At 49.3% G+C, this 16,767-nt stretch carries 16 protein-coding genes; 6 read left to right on the forward strand and 10 right to left on the reverse strand.

From position 1 onward, the window contains the following. Window positions 1-14: 14 nt before the first annotated feature. The 4 genes from ACI3E1_RS02295 to ACI3E1_RS02310 form a co-directional block, all read right to left on the reverse strand. Window positions 15-551 (reverse strand): hypothetical protein, encoded by a 537-nt coding sequence (locus ACI3E1_RS02295; RefSeq protein ID WP_405024071.1) that lies wholly within the window; start codon window positions 549-551, stop codon window positions 15-17. Window positions 552-605: 54 nt separating this feature from the next. Continuing rightward, window positions 606-1,082, reverse strand: coding sequence for a hypothetical protein (locus ACI3E1_RS02300; protein ID WP_405024072.1), 477 nt, complete (start codon window positions 1,080-1,082; stop codon window positions 606-608). Between the two features lie 191 nt (window positions 1,083-1,273). Next, the gene (locus ACI3E1_RS02305; protein ID WP_405024073.1) at window positions 1,274-2,272 is read right to left on the reverse strand and encodes a DNA-processing protein DprA; all 999 of its coding nucleotides are present in this window, start codon (window positions 2,270-2,272) and stop codon (window positions 1,274-1,276) included. Between the two features lie 75 nt (window positions 2,273-2,347). Beyond that, window positions 2,348-3,031, reverse strand: coding sequence for a DUF554 domain-containing protein (locus ACI3E1_RS02310; protein WP_405024074.1), 684 nt, complete (start codon window positions 3,029-3,031; stop codon window positions 2,348-2,350). Between the two features lie 130 nt (window positions 3,032-3,161). Here ACI3E1_RS02310 and ACI3E1_RS02315 point away from each other — a divergent pair, with 130 nt between their 5' ends. The 4 genes from ACI3E1_RS02315 to ACI3E1_RS02330 all read left to right on the forward strand — a co-directional run bounded on the left by ACI3E1_RS02315 (window position 3,162) and on the right by ACI3E1_RS02330 (window position 5,374). Next, window positions 3,162-3,695 (forward strand): GNAT family N-acetyltransferase, encoded by a 534-nt coding sequence (locus ACI3E1_RS02315; protein ID WP_405024075.1) that lies wholly within the window; start codon window positions 3,162-3,164, stop codon window positions 3,693-3,695. A 14-nt stretch (window positions 3,696-3,709) separates the two neighbouring features. Then, window positions 3,710-4,093, forward strand: coding sequence for a VOC family protein (locus ACI3E1_RS02320; RefSeq protein WP_405024076.1), 384 nt, complete (start codon window positions 3,710-3,712; stop codon window positions 4,091-4,093). 166 nt (window positions 4,094-4,259) lie between these two features. After that, window positions 4,260-4,895 carry an FMN-dependent NADH-azoreductase gene (locus tag ACI3E1_RS02325; protein ID WP_405024077.1) on the forward strand — a complete coding sequence of 212 codons (636 nt, stop codon included), beginning with the start codon at window positions 4,260-4,262 and terminating at the stop codon, window positions 4,893-4,895. A gap of 2 nt (window positions 4,896-4,897) precedes the next feature. Further along, entirely contained in the window at window positions 4,898-5,374 is a 477-nt protein-coding gene (locus tag ACI3E1_RS02330) for a MarR family winged helix-turn-helix transcriptional regulator (RefSeq protein ID WP_405024078.1), read from the forward strand. Between the two features lie 190 nt (window positions 5,375-5,564). Here the strand turns inward: ACI3E1_RS02330 and ACI3E1_RS02335 are convergent, their stop codons facing one another. The 6 genes from ACI3E1_RS02335 to ACI3E1_RS02360 all read right to left on the reverse strand — a co-directional run bounded on the left by ACI3E1_RS02335 (window position 5,565) and on the right by ACI3E1_RS02360 (window position 14,658). Then, the gene (locus tag ACI3E1_RS02335; RefSeq protein ID WP_405024079.1) at window positions 5,565-8,024 is read right to left on the reverse strand and encodes a glycoside hydrolase family 3 protein; all 2,460 of its coding nucleotides are present in this window, start codon (window positions 8,022-8,024) and stop codon (window positions 5,565-5,567) included. A 15-nt stretch (window positions 8,025-8,039) separates the two neighbouring features. Beyond that, window positions 8,040-9,098: a serine hydrolase domain-containing protein gene (locus ACI3E1_RS02340; protein WP_405024080.1), complete on the reverse strand. Its 1,059-nt coding sequence runs from the start codon at window positions 9,096-9,098 to the stop codon at window positions 8,040-8,042. Between the two features lie 12 nt (window positions 9,099-9,110). Further along, on the reverse strand, window positions 9,111-9,818 hold the full coding sequence (locus tag ACI3E1_RS02345) for a DnaD domain protein (RefSeq protein ID WP_405024081.1): 708 nt from the start codon (window positions 9,816-9,818) through the stop codon (window positions 9,111-9,113). 83 nt (window positions 9,819-9,901) lie between these two features. After that, window positions 9,902-11,203: an asparagine--tRNA ligase gene (gene asnS / locus ACI3E1_RS02350; RefSeq protein WP_405024082.1), complete on the reverse strand. Its 1,302-nt coding sequence runs from the start codon at window positions 11,201-11,203 to the stop codon at window positions 9,902-9,904. A gap of 94 nt (window positions 11,204-11,297) precedes the next feature. Next, window positions 11,298-11,807, reverse strand: a complete 510-nt coding sequence (locus tag ACI3E1_RS02355; protein WP_405024083.1) for a DUF5590 domain-containing protein — start codon at window positions 11,805-11,807, stop codon at window positions 11,298-11,300. A 64-nt stretch (window positions 11,808-11,871) separates the two neighbouring features. Beyond that, entirely contained in the window at window positions 11,872-14,658 is a 2,787-nt protein-coding gene (locus ACI3E1_RS02360) for a helicase C-terminal domain-containing protein (RefSeq protein ID WP_405024084.1), read from the reverse strand. A 187-nt stretch (window positions 14,659-14,845) separates the two neighbouring features. Between ACI3E1_RS02360 and mvk the strand changes: the two genes are divergently transcribed. Next, window positions 14,846-15,793: a mevalonate kinase gene (gene mvk / locus ACI3E1_RS02365; protein WP_405024085.1), complete on the forward strand. Its 948-nt coding sequence runs from the start codon at window positions 14,846-14,848 to the stop codon at window positions 15,791-15,793. Then, window positions 15,790-16,767: a diphosphomevalonate decarboxylase gene (gene mvaD / locus ACI3E1_RS02370; protein ID WP_405024086.1), complete on the forward strand. Its 978-nt coding sequence runs from the start codon at window positions 15,790-15,792 to the stop codon at window positions 16,765-16,767. Before mvk ends, mvaD begins: the two co-directional genes overlap by 4 nt.

Consider the following 16,767-nt stretch of genomic DNA (forward strand, 5'->3'; position numbering starts at 1 on the left):
CGATTAAGAGTTATTTACCGAATGTTGTCACCGTGCTGTCTATTATGCCTGCTAATTGAATCGCTAACCTTGTTTTTCATCCGTTTCACCGCTATCTTTAACCTACATCTCTCCGGAATAAAGGCCCATACCACAGCAAACACAAAGTAAACAATGCAAAGATCTTCCATCCAGTCCATCAACTGGTCCAACGCCGTTTCCTGGTTATCATAGTATGTAACACTATCTACATGATAGTAAGAAGAACGGTGACCATGCCACGTTCGCGGAATCAAATAATTAAGAGTATCCTTTACTCTTGATCCAAACGATTGCGGCTCATCACCCGTTTCGTCATCATCTAAATGCGTGTGCGTCCCGTCCTCATCATCGTCATGAAAGGCATGCCCGCCCGTTCCTTCATCATCATGAAACGTATGCGTTGTATGTCCGCCACCAAAACGACCTCCGCCGACATGGCCACCTCCGTGAAAGCCTCGTGCCAATGCAACGGTTGGTGTAAAAAACATTAACATGCACACAAAAACAATAAGCCACCTATTTCTCTTCAAACCCCTATCTCCTTCACCCTGATATTTATTATCTAAGTAAAGAGAACAGCCAACTCACTCTAAACCTAATTCTACCTGTAACCTATTGATTGCTGAACGCAACTCCTTACGACTTTTATGAGTTAGGTAATACAAACTTACTGTAAGGGCGTTGGCACCCTTGGTAATATCGCTCATACTACAATCATGGATTTCCTTGGTTTTTACTGTAAGAACAGCACATTTATAGTTTATAAAATTAGTACTTAACCCGGAAACATTGATGGCTAAGACGTCATCAAAACTTATTTCAATTGTGTTTTTCGTAGAATCACCTACTCCTCCTATATTCAAGTTAAGAGAATTATGAGGAATAAGTACCCTTCGATTAAAATCAATTTCTAACGGCGAATTTAATGATAAAAATATAAGCATACTAATCGCTACAAACACCATAATTAAGACGTATGTTTTTATATTTTTTGAAAAAGACTCATCCCCACTCCCAGGACTAGGGGACGTTACTTCGATCACCACATTACCGTTAACCACGCAATATCGCGATCCCGGATTCGTTGATCACTTGGTTTACCTTCACCGTTCGCCGTTAAATTGGGTTTACCAATGTGTTCGGTTAAGACGTGGTGCTACTGGTTCAAAGCCGTAATGGGTTGTTCGTAGAGTTGGCGGTTCTCCCGCCCACCGCGAATCGAAGCTGCAAAGTAAATTTCCATGATTTCATTCTAAAATAGATGCATTTGGCGGCTTTGCGGCGTTGCCGGTCGTTCTGCTAACCGCCGGCGCCGGGCATTCGCCATCCGCCGCTCAAAGACCTCCAGACTATCTTCCTGCCATAGCGGCATGGCTCGATCGACCTTAATAAATTCTTGATTACCAAGAGCTTCAGGAATCTTGGTGACATCGTCAATCTGCGGGCACTGACTATGATCCAACATGGCAACTGGTCGGTGCTGCTTAAATGCGTGTTGTAAGGCCATCTCAGTCTTCCCGTTCTGATCGGTTTCCACCACGACTAACCCATCGCTCATCCCACTTTCCCACTCATCACGGGCCGCAAGAAACTGCCGGCGCGCAGCCGTGCCGTAACGGAAGGACGACACCAATGCCCCTCCCCGAGCAGTAATTTCATCCGCCAGCGGCTCATTTTCTGGTGGGTAAACCGGTTGTTCTAGACTCTCCCCTAAGATTGCAACGGTTTTCCCGTCAGGTACATCCAAAGCGCCACGGTGAGCAGCGGTATTCGTTCCGATTGAAAGCCCACTTACCACCGTGTATCCATCCGTTGCAAACTTCTGCGCCATCCGCCGGCTCATCTTTACACCCAGATCCGTTGGGCGCCGTGTCCCAATAAACCCTACACTGGGCGTGTTAAGAACTGCTATGTCGCCCTTTACGTACAAAAGAAGTGGAAAGTTCACCAATCGCCGCATATTTTGCGGGTATGCATCTTCCTGGTAATTAATCACCTGCGCGCCATTCTCAACCGTCTTGGTAAGCAGGTCAGCAGCATCCTGCTGAATATCTAACCATTGCTGCGGGTCAAGTTTTCCCGCCAGGTACTGCTTGCGGACTGCTGCAACCCGGCATCCCGGAATCCAACCTGCCTGAGCAAGCCGGGCTGCTGGAATCCGGGCCAAAATTTGTCGGGCAGTCTTTGGCCCCACACCCTTAATCATTTCCAACGCCATAATTAACCGTGAATAATCTAATGGTTCCACCATGCTGCACTTCCTTACTTAGTTTTCGTTCTTAGTATAGCGCGCTCCCGTAGAAAAACCGGCAGTAAACCCCTCTTGCTACTTCAACCCAAGAAATAAGCCATAAAGAAGTGGCCCTAACAGTGCCGGCAACATGTTCGCCACCTTAAGCTGCCGGATCTTTAGCACATCAATGGCCAACGCCACAAGTAGTACCGAACCGACCGCCCCAATTTCCGTGATTACCGCCGTGGTTAGAAACGGGTGCAACGCTGCCGCTGCCCAGTAAATTATCGCCTCATAAGCAAACACAAACGGTCCCGCAAAAAGCACGCCCGGACCAAACGCTGCCCCGTAAATTAACGACGACAGCACGTCCAAAACAATTTTCATTAGCAAGATACTGGGGTTGTGACTCAACGCTTCATTTAGTGGCCCAATAATCGCCATCGAACCGATACATTCAATCATCAAAGCAGCGACAAACCCGGTTACAAAATCCTCGTTCATCGCATGTAACCGGCGCTCCAATACATGACCAACTCCCGTAAACCTACCGTCAATATCTAACCAGTAACCCACTAATGTTCCCAAAACTAAACTTACCAGCATCAACAACGGCTGTTTGGTCGTAATGGCTCCCTGAACCCCAATAATGCCCACACACAATGTTGCCGCATCCAGCATCGCGCCTGTTTGGGTGGTAGTTAACACGTGTTTTAATGGTTGGCTTAGTAAGCCAGCAATAATGATTCCTACTAAATCCATCATAACGTACAGCATAATTCTTAACTCCGTTCATTTAATCTCCCCTAAATTATACGGATTCTTAAGCAGAACGGCAACGGCGCTTGCGAAAAAGAATTCTTGCCGTGTACAATATACAAGAACAACTTATGAGGGAGGAATTCCTATGCATCTGCGGCACGCAATACCTAGCGACCAATCAGCAATTATGGCAATTCTTACCGGGGCAATTACCGCCTTAAAGCAGACTGGTAGTCCCCAATGGCAAAACGGTTACCCGAATGATGCGACCATTACTACCGACATTAAACAGCACGTTGCGTACGTCCTTGAAAAGGACCAAACGGTAATTGGATACGCTGCCTTAGTCGGTGGCCCTGATCCAAATTACCTTCATATTAATGGACAGTGGCTCACCTCAAATACTAACTACTGTACCATTCACCGGGTTGCCCTTGCCCAAAGTATCCGGAGACAGGGAATGGCAACTCCCTTTTTAACCCTTTTGCTAGCCCAAGCTAAGCAAGATGGATACCAAAGTGTCCGGATCGATACGCACCGGCTTAACCTCCCAATGCAAAAAACGGCAATTAACGCGGGATTTATCCAGTGCGGAATGATCAAGATTATTAACGACCCCACTGACCCCAACCGCATTGCGTATGAACAACTCCTCACTCCTACAAATAATCATCACTAAAGGAAGGTTTTTCTATGAAAATTAGTCGTATTGACCATATTGTCCTTACGGTAAGCGATGTTGCCCAGGCCACCCGGTTTTACCACGAAGTCTTTGACATGCCGGTCATCCAGCAACAAAGTACCACAGGGGTAACTACACTACGCTGTGGACACCAACTCATTCGCTTGCAACGAGCCGACCGGAATGCCCGCAAAGCTGCCCACCCAACCGTTGGCAGTGCTGATCTGTGCATCGTTACCCGCGATGACCTGGAAGATGTTCTTCGCCACCTCAAAAGCTACTACGTTAAAATTGATAGTGAACCGGTTACCAAACAAGGATCTGAGGGGCAAATGCATTCTATCTATCTTCGGGATCCGGATGACAACCTAATTGAAATCTCATCATATAAGTAACCTCACCGCTTCAGGGATTGAATTCACTGAAGCGTTTTTTAGTTACCAAACCATTTCTACCGCAAAAGGATTCAATCTTGTAGCGGAACATTTTATTTTTGTTGACAAGCAACAAAAATAATTGTATGCTTTCTTCAACATAAATAATTAATTGGAGGAGTTCAATATGACTAAGTTACTTGTTGTTAAGGCTCACCCACACGTTGAACCAAGCCTTTCACTTAGCATCGGAAATGCCTTTGTTACGGCCTACCAAGAAAGTCATCCAGATGATAAAATTGTCGTTCGTGACCTATATGACAGCACCGTTCCCGCGCTTAACGACACCACAATGAGCGCTTGGAAACACGAAAAGGCTGGTCAGGAGTTAACCGCAAAAGAAACCGCCCTTCTTACCCGCCATAACAAGTGGCTCAACGAATTTATGGCTGCTGATAAGTACGTTTTTATCAACCCAATGTACAATCTCTTTTTACCTGCTGAATTAAAGCAATACATTGATGTAATGGCCGTCCCCCATAAAACATTTAAGTACACAGCCCACGGCCCTGTTGGCTTGATTGGGGACCGCAAAGTAATTCATATTCAAGCGGCCGGTAGTGTATATCACGGTCCAAAAGCAAATTCCATGATGACTAAACTGGACTTTGGAGATGCGTACCTGCGGGGAATTTTCACGCTCTTTGGCGTAAAGGATTTCCAGAGCATCTTTGTCGAAGGGGCTGACCAAGATCCAACCAAGCGGGAAGCAATCATCACGGCAGCAAAGGAACAGGCAATTCAGCTCGCCCGGAAATTTTAACCATGACAACTCAAATTGAACGATTATCGCTACTAATTGCACAACTCCGGCATACTCCGCATAGCGCGCAATCTGCCGCTAAAAAATGGATGCAAGCCCACGTGACGGACGATTCCCTTAAAGAACTTATTCCCCAAATTTCGGTCGTGGCCTACCATTTATTGGATGCCCTGCTCCACCACGGGGAAATGCCGGGGAGTACCATTGCAACTGAGTTAGGAGTGACCCGCGGAGCCGTCACCCGCGCAGCCCGCACACTCAAACAACTTGCGCTAATTACGAGTACCAAACATCCTGATAACCAAAAGAATATTTACTACCAGTTAACAGCATCCGGAAAGCAGCTTGCTATGCTACATAATACGATGCGTGAAGAGCTTTACCAACAGTTAGCAAACCACATTCAGGCAACGTATTCCCCGGATCAAATTGAACTAATTATCCGTTTTTTGACTGATATTAAGGATAGTTCCCTTTAATCCTAAGACGTGTTCTCAAAAAACGAGCGCGGTGGAGCCAGCTAGCCGCACGAAGCACAAAACGTTAATTCGAAGGGGTTACGGTTTTCCAATCAGTCCGGTTATTTTGTATTCAAAAACAACACGGAGGATGTGACATAAGTCACATCCTCCCATTATTATCTTTGGTTGTCTTTCACTTACTTGCTTATTAGTGTGCCTGCAACCGCAATAATATTCCTAAAACCATCCGCGCGTTTTCCTGGAGCCGAGCAAGTGGCAGCGTTCCGCCCGCCAGTGCACCCGCGATACTATCGTAGTCATCCGGTGTCCCAGGCATAATGACATTCGTTCCGGCGGCCACACACGCCGCAGCGTTAGTAGTCGGGTATTGATGGGTTTGCCCATCACTCAGCGTGCTAAACCAATCGGTCATCACCATGCCATCAAAGTTCCATTCATCCCGTAAAACGGTGGTTACTAGCTTAGATGATGCGGCCACGTGCTGGCCGTTAACAAGATTATAGGCCGTCATTACCGCTACGGGTTTCCCCGCTTTAATGGCAACCTCAAAGCCACGTAAATAAATTTCCCGGAGAGTCCGCTCACTCATATTGCTACTCGAATACATCCGGTTAGTTTCCTGGTTATTTGCCACGAAGTGCTTGAGGGTTACCCCACATCCTGGATGATCCTGCACTCCCGCAGTAATCCCGGCCGCAACTAATCCACTTAATAACGGATCCTCCGAGTAATACTCGAAATTACGACCATCAAGCGGTGACCGTTGAATATTAAGGGCGGGCGCGAGCCATAAGTGCACCCCAAGGCGGGTCATTTCATCCCCAACAATATCGCCGTACTTCCGCGCAATTGCCGGGTTCCACGTTTGCGCTACCGCCGTTCCAACCGGTAAAGCCGTTGTCCACTGGTAATACCGCTTTCCCCGGATAACCGGGTGACGCCGATAATCACCGCCAAACGATGGGGTCAGCGCCTGGGCGTTTCCGTTACTATCAAGCGTATACACCGTGCTGAGCCGTAATCCGGCCGGACCGTCCGCCATCACAAGCGACGGCACCCCACTGCCGCGAAGCTGACGGGTCGTTTGCCCAGCAGCCCCCGCAACCATTGTCGCTGCGTTTCCTACAAAATCCGTCCCGGTTACTGAATCACCATAATTACCCACTGCTAATTGACATAGTTGGTCTGGTGACAATCCCGCAATAAAATCATCAAGGGAGTGGTTCCCCACCACTACGTCCTCCCAAAACGACTGGGGCGCTGCAGGAAGCTCTTGGAGGGGATTAACCGGTGTAACCGCCTTAGTCCTAAAATCTTCAGCCCGCAGGTAGTACTTGGGAAGCCAAAGGTCCGTGTGGCGCATATCATACTCGAATGTCTGGTCGGTAACGGTTCTTTGGTGCGTACTAATAGGATGTAACTGCTCGAGAATCACCATTCGATCTAAGTAAATTCGGGCAACCGGGTTGGCTGCCGCCGAACTACCCACGGCTAAAACGTACGGGCCGTTCACCAGCACCTTAGCTGCGCGGGCACTATCGTACATTGCAAACCGTTCAATTGGAAGAAACAGTGTCACAACGGTCACTTCTCCTGGCGCTAGCTCCGGGGTCTTCATGAACCCAACCAGGTCTTCGGCGGCCATCTTATACTCCGTTTCCGGCTTAGTGACGTATGCCTGAATAACCTCTTTTCCGGGATAAATACCAATATTTTTGACAGTTGCCTCAACGGTGATTCCAGCAGGAGCAACATCCGTTACCCGAGCGTTAATTTCAAAGTCAGTGTAACTTTTCCCATAGCCAAACTGGTAGGCCGCTTCTTCCGGATGAGCCGCAAAGTACCGGTACCCAACGTTGATTCCTTCGGTATAATCCGTATTATCCAGTGCACCAAAATGCTTAACCGGATAGTTTTCTAACGGTGCCCACGTCATTGTAAGTTTCCCAGACGGATAACTCTTTCCCAAAAGAACGTCCACCAACGCTGTTCCCGTCGCCATTCCTAGCTGACTAGCAAGCAGAATTGTATGCACGTAGCCTTGAATCGGGGTTAAATCAACGAGCCCCCCAACGTTTAATACCAACACAAACCGGCGGCTCTGCCCACTCAGTGTAATAATGTCCCGTACTTCTTCCGCGGTCAGTTGGATATCCCCCGCAATGTTTTGGCGGTCGTTTGCCTCCCCCGAGTTCCGGGTTAAAACATATACGGTTAAGTCCGCTTCTTCCGGACAATCCAGTGGAATATCATAATCTTGCGGGGTAGGCATTAACCGCAACATCACTCCTAAATCGTGCGGAGCTTTCTTTAACGCTGCTTGTTTTTCCGTTCGGAAGGCTGCCTGGCGTTTCCGGTAAACACGGTCGTACCGATCCAACCATTTTTTCGTCAGAACCGCTAATCCCGCCTGCTCGCATGCCTCCTCAACATTCAGAAAATGCCGGACGTTTACGTCGCCCGAACCAACCCCGCCCTTAACGGGATGACGAATCCCCGCACCATACAGGGCAATCTTCTTCATAAACTTAACTGGAAGCGTCCCATCGTGCTCTAACAACACCATACTTTCAGGAGCTGCCTGACGAATCACCGCCGCATGCTCCCGCTCATAGTCCTGCTCAGCTGTGGTTTCGTACCGTTTCATCCTTATTCCCCCGCATTACTCATAATTATACCCAAAGTAAATCCTAAACAGTTTGTATCCTAAGGTTTCCATATGGACAAAAGACATGTTGGTGGTAAAAAGCATAAGCGTCTTATGGTGACGATAGTCGCAATAAAATGTACAGTCATACCCGTTATTCGCACCGTCCGCGTGAATCAAACCAGGATGATTGTACACCCCATCGAAATACCACGGTCCACCCTTGATGGCAACTTTCTTAGTAATCATCTTTAGTGGCACCAACTTGTTATGCGTTAATGCCTGGATAAACTGCCAGTAACCCTGGGGAGTACAGTACAACTCACCCGCTCCCGGGGCGCCCGCCATAGTTCGTTGTAACCGATTAAAGTTTGCCACCTGGTCAAACCTGTTTAGTCCCGTTGTCGAAATAGGGACCGTCGTAACCCGGTGTACGTGGTTGTAAAACGCAAACTGGCTAGAAGATAGCCCCGCTCGTTCCAAAACATTTCGCGTCAAATACTGCTGGTATGACGTTTTACTGACCTGACTTATGATACCCGAAAGCAACCCATACTCGGCATTTGAATAGTGCCAGTAATGGTGCCCGGTAGAGCGTAAATTCCGGAGGGTAAACGCCAACTGCTGGTTCTGAGTCGGTAACACCGCTGCCGGAGCGGGTAAGCAGTCGCGAATCCCAGAACTATGGGTGATTAATTGCTGCACCGTAATTTGATGGGCGTACCGAACATGGGGATAATAACGGCTTAACCGGTCATTAAGGGTCAATTTATTTTGCCGGATAAGCTGCGCCAAAGACACCCCCGTCATCACCTTCTGTAAGGAGGCAATCGGGAAAAGACGATCAGCCGTGGCCGCATTCCGGCCCGTTGTGGTTTGAATAATTTTGGGAGCTTGCCCGTGACCATTAACAATTACAATCGCCTGCGCATGGTTCTGCTTAAGGGTGTGGCGGATTGCATGCGCCTGCTTAGTGGTAGTTGCCTGAATCCCCGTGCTACTCGTCACAATTAGCCCAACCGCTAGTAACCCGCTTATTAAGCGTAATCCCCAGTGTCGCCGTATGTGCTGCATTTCATCACCCCGCTACTTTTGATTCGTCCAATGGTACATGGGAATTGCTGGTTTGGCACGCTTACCCTGCTTCTTTGCCGGCTTCTTTGCCGCTTGATGGGCCCGCCGTTCAGCACGCTCCCGCTCAACGGCAGCCGGCGTTGTTAGGTTGCGTTTTTCCCATGCAATCAAAATACGGTCAATGTATTTCAGGTTATATACCTGACTTAAGACCGCCTCTTTAAGCGCAAGCTCCACCATTGCTGGTGAGTAGTGGTCGTTTGTCAACCACCCATCAATCATTTCCCCTTCAATCGGTGAAAGGGGGCGGCCAAATTCCTTTTCAATCATTGCAAATAAATCCGCCTTGGTTTGAGTGTGAGCAGTTTTTTGCGCGGCTTGTTCCTGATGAGTAAGCAACACACCTAACTTTGCGTACAAGGGCGCCATGTCGTATCGCTGCTGACTACGTCCATCCGCCGCCGGAGCTTCGTCAACCCGAAGAAGCTTTTTTTGAAGAAGTTGGTGCATCAGTTCGTATACCTGAGAAGCCGGCTTGCCCATAATCGTTGCAATCGCATCAATCGACGGAAAATCATCGCCCTCCTGGTGATAACTTAATAATTGTAAAATCAAAACCAACTCCTCTTCCGTTAACCCCACCTTATGGTAGTGTCGCAAAAGGAGGTTGGAAACACTCATCGTCCCAGCCTGCATGTATTTGACAAAGTTTTGCGTCATCTCACGCCTCCTGAACGGAACGGGGAGGTCGTGACCGCTGTCGCAACCTCCCTCATTCCAATTAATCACGTTCTTAATTCAGTTTACGGGTAAATCCGGTTGAGCATCCGCGGGAACGGAATTGATTCCCGAATATGACTTTCACCGGTAATCCACGTAATCATCCGCTCTAACCCGAGCCCAAATCCAGAATGCGGGACACTTCCATACCGCCGCAAGTCAAGGTACCACTGATAATCATCCATGTTCAACCCCGCCTGCTTAATCTGGTCTTCCAAGTAATGAACATCCGTTGCCCGTTCGGACCCGCCAATAATTTCACCATAACCTTCCGGCGCCAGTAAGTCCGCACAAATAACCACGTCATCCCGGGTCGGATGCGGCTTCATGTAAAACGGCTTAATGGTCTTCGGGTAATTCAACACAAAGACCGGCTTATTAAAGTGCTCTGCCAGGTAGGTTTCTTCTGGTGAACCAAAGTCCACCCCCCACTCTAGACCATCAAACTGGCCGGATTCTTGCAATAACTTAATTGCATCATCGTAAGTCACCCGCGGATACGGTAATTCCGTATACCGCTGCAAAACGTCCTTATCCCGCCCAAGAATGGTTAACGGGTAGTCACAATGGTTAAGCACGCTCTGGACCAGAAAAGCAATGTAACGTTCCTGTAACTCCAGGCTTTCTTCCTGGTGCATGAATGCCATCTCTGGTTCAACCATCCAAAATTCAATTAAATGCCGCCGGGTCTTAGATTTTTCTGCCCGGAAAACAGGACCAAAGGTGAAAACCTTACCGTAGGCCATTGCTCCCGCTTCAGCGTACAACTGGCCGGACTGGGACAAGTAGGCATCACGCCCAAAGTATTCCGTGTGGAATAAATCAGTCGTCCCTTCCGGCGCACTCCCTGTTAGGATTGGTGAATCCAACTTTATAAAGCCTTCCTTGTTGAAGAACTCGTACGTTGCCCGGATAATCTCATTCCGAATTTTCATGATGGCAAACTGTTTCTGAGACCGCAACCACAGGTGACGATGATCCATCAAAAAGTCAGTCCCGTGGTCTTTAGGAGTAATCGGGTAGTCCTCACTTTCACCAATAACCTCAATATCATCCACCGCAATTTCGTAACCAAAGTGAGACCGCTCATCAGCATGAACCGTCCCCGTCACGTACAGACTTGTTTCCTGCTTTAAGCTTTTTGCTAGTGCAAACACTTCAGGTGAAACGTTATTCTTCAGCACAACCCCCTGAAAGTATGCTGAACCATCCCGCAGTTGCAGGAAGGCAATCTTTCCGCTCGACCGCTTATTAGTTAGCCATGCCCCAATTCGAACCTGTTCATCAACGTGGTCCTTGGCATCAATAATACTAATTGTTTGCACGTAAATTCCTCCATTCGCTGGTTGCCGGTTTTTTAACCGCAATCATTTTACTTGTTCTTTAAATTATAACGTAGTCCAGCCGCCTTGTCAGTAGCTAAAGGCCCTTGTTTTGTTGAATAATCTTTCCCGTCTTAAAGCTTAACAAGACATAACATTGTTCGCTTTGCTGGTTAAGGTAGGCCACTTCCCACGCCGGTTTGCCCGCATGCATCCCCAACGTTGTTGCTTGAACTTTCCGCACGTTGTCATTATTACGGGCAACCTGCACAGCTTGCTTGGCCGAAATTCCCGCATACTGGGAATAAACGTTCACGCTTGCCCCATTCTTCGGGATAATAACGTACACGTTCTGTCCCTTATTGTTCTGGCCAGCAACGGTAAAATACGTCTGATCCCGGTTATACCAGTAAAAATGACTCACCTTATCAACGTGAGCGTACTTTTCCGCCATCCGGGTGGCCTCATGCCGCGCCTGAAAATACGGGAACTGCGCTTTAATAAGTAATCCAATCCCGGTTAAACAAACCGCAATGATCAATACAACCACCCCGGTGATCAGTCGCCGCCAAATAATATGGTTCTTCCGTGTTAGGTTTCGTTTCATTTTCGTCGTTCCAATCGTTCAAATTCCCCCTGATTATAGCACGCCGGCTAAACGCCCACCAACCTCATTTTGCCGGGTGCTGGGCGTAAAATACAGCCAACTGGTTAGTTAACTGCTTCACCGAACACGTTTTAACGGGCAGCGAATCCGGCCACGCCTTCACGAAAGTTTTGCCATATCGCTGCGTAACAATCCGGCTGTCTAGTACGACCATGGCACCAATATCATCCGGCGTGCGAATTAACCGCCCTAACCCCTGGTTCATTCGTTGCACGGTCCGCGGCAGGGATAGCGTGACAAACGGGTTATGGTGTTTTGCCTGTTCCCGGGCATACCTGACCTGATTTAGTAGGGTTGTTGGTGATTCAAACGGAAGCTGAGCAATAACCAGTAGCTCAAGCTGGTCCTTAGGCAAATCAACGCCCTCCCAAAACGTTCCGGTTCCTAATAGGATTGCCCCTTCGTTTTTTGCCAAAACAAAACGCTTTTTTAGTTTGGCGACGGTTCCCGTGACCCCCTGTGCCATTACTGGTCGTTCGCTAGTAATGCCAACAACACCAAGCTGAGCGTATACTGCCTCAATCACAGCCAATGAGTTAAAGAGGATCAGGGTTTGCCGGTGTTCTTGCCGTAAGATCGGCGCAAGGCCCGCCACCAACTGCTTGGCATACTCTCCCCGCCCAATTTCCCGCACAGAGGGCATGTCCCTAACCAGAAACGCGGCCGCTTGCTTTGAATAATCAAACGGGGCCTTATAGTGATAAAACGTTGCCGCCCCCGACAAATCATACGTTTTCTTGGTTTGCTCCCGGTTTCGGAGGGTCAGGTTTGCTCCCACTAAGAGGACTTGCTGGAAAAAGCGGTACACCTGCTGGTTCAGGTAATCCGTTGTCGCCGCAATCCCCACAACAAGGCGTAAGTGAGCGTTGGGATTATCGGCAGCCCGCTGGAGCGATACCATGGCGGTCGCCTGAAGGTCTTCTAAGTATGTGAGGTCAAATACCCGCCACGGGAGCAACGTCGTAATCAAGGCGTCCCCCGTTTCAAAAAACGTGGTTAAAAACTGCTGTTCTTCTGGCGTAAACTGGTGTTGCTGGTCAGTCCCGGCTAACCGGTGGCGCAACCGGGTTAAGCTCGTATGTACCCGCACCGCCGCCTTGGTGATCTTACTAATTGGACCGAGGTGGCCCTTCACAAACCCGGTAAAACGTCCAAAATTTAGGGTCATCGCTGGCAGTTGTGTTCCGTCATCTCGCAGGGTAAAGTTGGCAAGTAAGGCCGTCCGAATTTCTGGAACCTGGTGATCAATTACTCTTAGATCCGCCCGCAAAGCCACGTATTCAGCCCGACTAATTCCGCTTTTTCCAATAAGATCACGTAGTGCTAATGACTCATGCGATTCCATCAGGGTCAGGATAGTATCCGCTGCAATCTTAATCGCATCAAAATCCAATTGCACCGCTGGTTGATCCAATACCGTATCAGGAAGGTGCTGGGCTTCATCTACAATTAAGCAGCGATTCATCGCAGCAAATTCTGCTGCGTGTTGAACGAGGTATGCATGGTTGGTGATGATTACCGGAACATGGCGTTGTTCTTCAGCCTGACGAACCAAGAAATCTTCATCATAGAACGGGTCATCTGCTGATAAACTGTCAATTCCGTGATGCCGGATCTGGGCAAATAACGGGTCTTGTTGCTGCGTTAAGTGCAGCTCATCTAAGTCCCCGGTCGTCGTTTCACTCAACCACACTAAAATTTTCATCTGGAGGAGCTGGCTGTGCTCAGAAACCGGTCGCTGCAACGTCCGCGCAAACCGAGCAATATCAATGTAGTGGTTATTCCCCTTCAGTAACATTACGGGCACGGGTTGCGCAGTCAACCGGGTCACCACCGGAAGAGCTTCCTGAAGCAGTTGCCCCTGCAAGGTTGTCGTGGCAGTACTGATCACAAACTTAGCCCCGGTACTGGCAGCATAGGCCACTGGCAACAAATATCCCAGTGTCTTCCCGACCCCAGTAGGCGCTTCAAAGAGCGCCGTTGTTTTCTGCGTTAACGTTCGAAAAACATCGTTCATCATCCGCGCTTGCTCGCGGCGATAATCAAGTTCTCCCTTAAACAACCGTTCCTTCTTCCGTTTTGTTTGGGGATATTCCAGTGCCGTTAATGCGACTGGCTCCGCATGCCGCCGCAGAATCAAGCCCTCCACCGCCTTTTGGTTTCGGTGGGGTTTAGTCCCCACATGTTGCTGATAATGGGCAGCAGCGGTAAAACACCGCCCGGTTTCGTATAGGAGGCACCGACTCAACGACGCCAGCCGCTGCACAACCCCCCGGTCAAGGGAACGCAACCGCCGCTGAAGTTTAATGAATAACCGGGCCGTTACGGCCGCATCGCTATCAGCTTGGTGGGGATGCCGGTGCAAAATTCCAAGCGCGCGGGTTAAATCGCTTAATCGGTACGAGGGTTGTGTTGGATACAGGATTTGTGCTAACTGAACCGTGTCAATTCCCGGTAACGTGAGGGGCGGATACCCTACCCGTTCAAACTCCTGACTCAAAAAACGGTAGTCAAACTGGATATTGTGGGCCACAAAAGTCGTTTCCGCCAATAATTCGTAAATTGTTCCCGCAACGTCATCAAATAACGGTGCGTTGTCCAGATCCCGCTGCTTTAGGTGCGTCAACCGTAGTACCTCTTGATCAACCCGCCGTTCGGGATTAACTAGTGTAGTAAACGAACCCGCCAATCGGTTCCCCTTCACAAAGGTGCAGCTAAACTGAATAATCCGGTGGTGCCCGTTAAGCTTTGTCCCCGTTGTTTCTAAGTCCACGACCGCGTACGTTGTCATTCCAGCCACTTCCAGTTAAAAGTTCATCTTAGGTCCGATAATTATTCCGGTGATGATTATACCATGCTCGTTCACGATTCAGGAAACGAAGGAAAATGTTGTCGTTCCCCGACGGCTCGGGTATAATTTACCTGTGTGTCGCTAGTTGCGACCAACCAGGAACGTTTAATGAAAGGAAGGAGTACCGTTGACACCACAAACGGGCACAAGTAACGCAAAGATTATCCTTGCGGGTGAACACGCAGTTGTATACGGAGAGCCAGCTATCGCTCTTCCTTTAACAACCGTTCAGGCCCAGGCCACCTTCCGGCCCCAAGCGGGCCAAGCAACCATTCATAGTTCATACTATGACGGACCAGTTGTGACGATGCCCCCAACGATGAATGGGGTTCACGCCCTGCTGAACCAGTTAATGGCGGATGTAAATTACCGAAAAGGGTATGATCTCACCATTAACAGTGCCCTGCCCGCTGAACGGGGAATGGGTTCGTCCGCTGCCGTTGCGGTGGCCATTATCCGGGCAGCCTTTCGGTTCTTTAACCGCCCCCTTAACCACCAGCAACTCCTTACCTGGGCTGCGGTAGCTGAGAAAATTACCCACAAGAATCCGAGCGGCTTGGATGCGGCAACCACTGCCAGTACCAATCCGGTCTGGCTAATCCGGGGACACGAACCGCACCCGCTTTCCATTAACGTCAACGCTGCACTCCTTATCTGTGATAGTGGCATTAAGGGAAAGACCAGTGCTGCCATCATGCGAGTGAAGGAACACCTTACCAGTGATCCTCGTCCAACCCGCCAACACCTCCATACAATTGGCACCATTGTCCGGGAGATGAAGGACGCCCTTGCGGCAAACGCCGTACCGGAGCTGGGACGATTGATGAACGCAAATCAAACCGAACTACGCGCTCTGGGGGTCAGCAGCCCTCAACTTGATAAGCTGATTACCCTTGCCCGCCAAAACGGGGCCCTGGGAAGTAAACTAACCGGTGGCGGGTGCGGTGGTTGCTTTATTAACCTCGTTCCGGATACCAAAACAGCACGGCGCCTCGCAACGTTACTTTCAGCGCATGGCGTCACTGCCACATGGATTGAGCCTCTTACCCTCGTACCAAAGGAGAATGAAGAATGAAAACGCCCCGGGTAACTGCACGGGCACACACAAATATCGCCCTCGTAAAGTATTGGGGGAAACGAGACGAAAACCTCATCATCCCGATGAATAGTTCGCTGTCCCTCACCCTCGATGAATTTTATACGGAAACAACCGTCCAGTTTGACTCTCAGCGCCAAACGGATCAATTAATTCTTGATGGGGTTGCCCAACCAACAACACGGGTAACCCCCTTCCTTAACGTTATCCGAAACCGGGCTGATCTAGTGGCGGGAGCAACGGTAATTTCAACAAACCACGTGCCTACCGCAGCGGGATTAGCATCATCCGCCTCCGCTTACGCAGCCCTCGCAGCCGCTGCAAGTCGGGCAGCCGGGTTAACTTTAAACCGTCAAGCCCTTTCGCGATTAGCACGCCGAGGATCCGGATCCGCTACCCGGTCAATCTTTGGGGGCTTTACCGAATGGCAGGCGGGGATTGACGATACCACATCATATGCTGTTCCGCTTGACGAACACCCCACCTGGCCCATTCGGATGATCACCGTAGTAGTGAGCCGGGCTGAGAAAAAAATTGGTTCTCGGGTAGGCATGCAAACCGTGGTCAACACGTCCCCGTTTTACCAGGAATGGGTGAAAAAAGCACAGGCAGACCTAGCCGCTATTAAACCCGCCATTGCTGCGCACAATATTCAGCAAACCGGAATGATTGCTGAAAGTAATGCCATGGCAATGCACGCCCTGAACCTAACAGCCACGCCTCATTTTACATACTTCACAGCGGGTAGTCTAACAGCCATGCGCTGCGTAGAGGAACTGCGGGCCACCGGAATTCCGTGTTACTACACGATGGACGCCGGTCCAAACGTGAAGGTTCTGTGTGAGGAACAACATGTTCCTTCTGTTTTAACGAAACTACAACATTGCTTTAACGCTAATGATCTCCTTGTCGCCCATCCGGGACCAGGAGTGCAAATTATTAGCGAGGACTAA

This window comes from Ligilactobacillus sp. LYQ139 (genome assembly GCF_045033025.1).
GTDB lineage: Bacteria > Bacillota > Bacilli > Lactobacillales > Lactobacillaceae > Ligilactobacillus.

What these genes read in the sequence shown, in the direction of transcription:
- ACI3E1_RS02305 (WP_405024073.1), bottom strand. Translation starts at nt 2,272, where the DNA reads ATGGTGGAACCATTAGATTATTCACGGTTAATTATGGCGTTGGAAATG.
- ACI3E1_RS02310 (WP_405024074.1), bottom strand. Translation starts at nt 3,031, where the DNA reads ATGCTGTACGTTATGATGGATTTAGTAGGAATCATTATTGCTGGCTTA.
- ACI3E1_RS02315 (WP_405024075.1), top strand. Translation starts at nt 3,162, where the DNA reads ATGCATCTGCGGCACGCAATACCTAGCGACCAATCAGCAATTATGGCA.
- ACI3E1_RS02320 (WP_405024076.1), top strand. Translation starts at nt 3,710, where the DNA reads ATGAAAATTAGTCGTATTGACCATATTGTCCTTACGGTAAGCGATGTT.
- ACI3E1_RS02325 (WP_405024077.1), top strand. Translation starts at nt 4,260, where the DNA reads ATGACTAAGTTACTTGTTGTTAAGGCTCACCCACACGTTGAACCAAGC.
- ACI3E1_RS02330 (WP_405024078.1), top strand. Translation starts at nt 4,898, where the DNA reads ATGACAACTCAAATTGAACGATTATCGCTACTAATTGCACAACTCCGG.
- ACI3E1_RS02335 (WP_405024079.1), bottom strand. Translation starts at nt 8,024, where the DNA reads ATGAAACGGTACGAAACCACAGCTGAGCAGGACTATGAGCGGGAGCAT.
- ACI3E1_RS02340 (WP_405024080.1), bottom strand. Translation starts at nt 9,098, where the DNA reads ATGCAGCACATACGGCGACACTGGGGATTACGCTTAATAAGCGGGTTA.
- ACI3E1_RS02345 (WP_405024081.1), bottom strand. Translation starts at nt 9,818, where the DNA reads ATGACGCAAAACTTTGTCAAATACATGCAGGCTGGGACGATGAGTGTT.
- ACI3E1_RS02355 (WP_405024083.1), bottom strand. Translation starts at nt 11,807, where the DNA reads ATGAAACGAAACCTAACACGGAAGAACCATATTATTTGGCGGCGACTG.
- ACI3E1_RS02360 (WP_405024084.1), bottom strand. Translation starts at nt 14,658, where the DNA reads ATGACAACGTACGCGGTCGTGGACTTAGAAACAACGGGGACAAAGCTT.
- mvaD (WP_405024086.1), top strand. Translation starts at nt 15,790, where the DNA reads ATGAAAACGCCCCGGGTAACTGCACGGGCACACACAAATATCGCCCTC.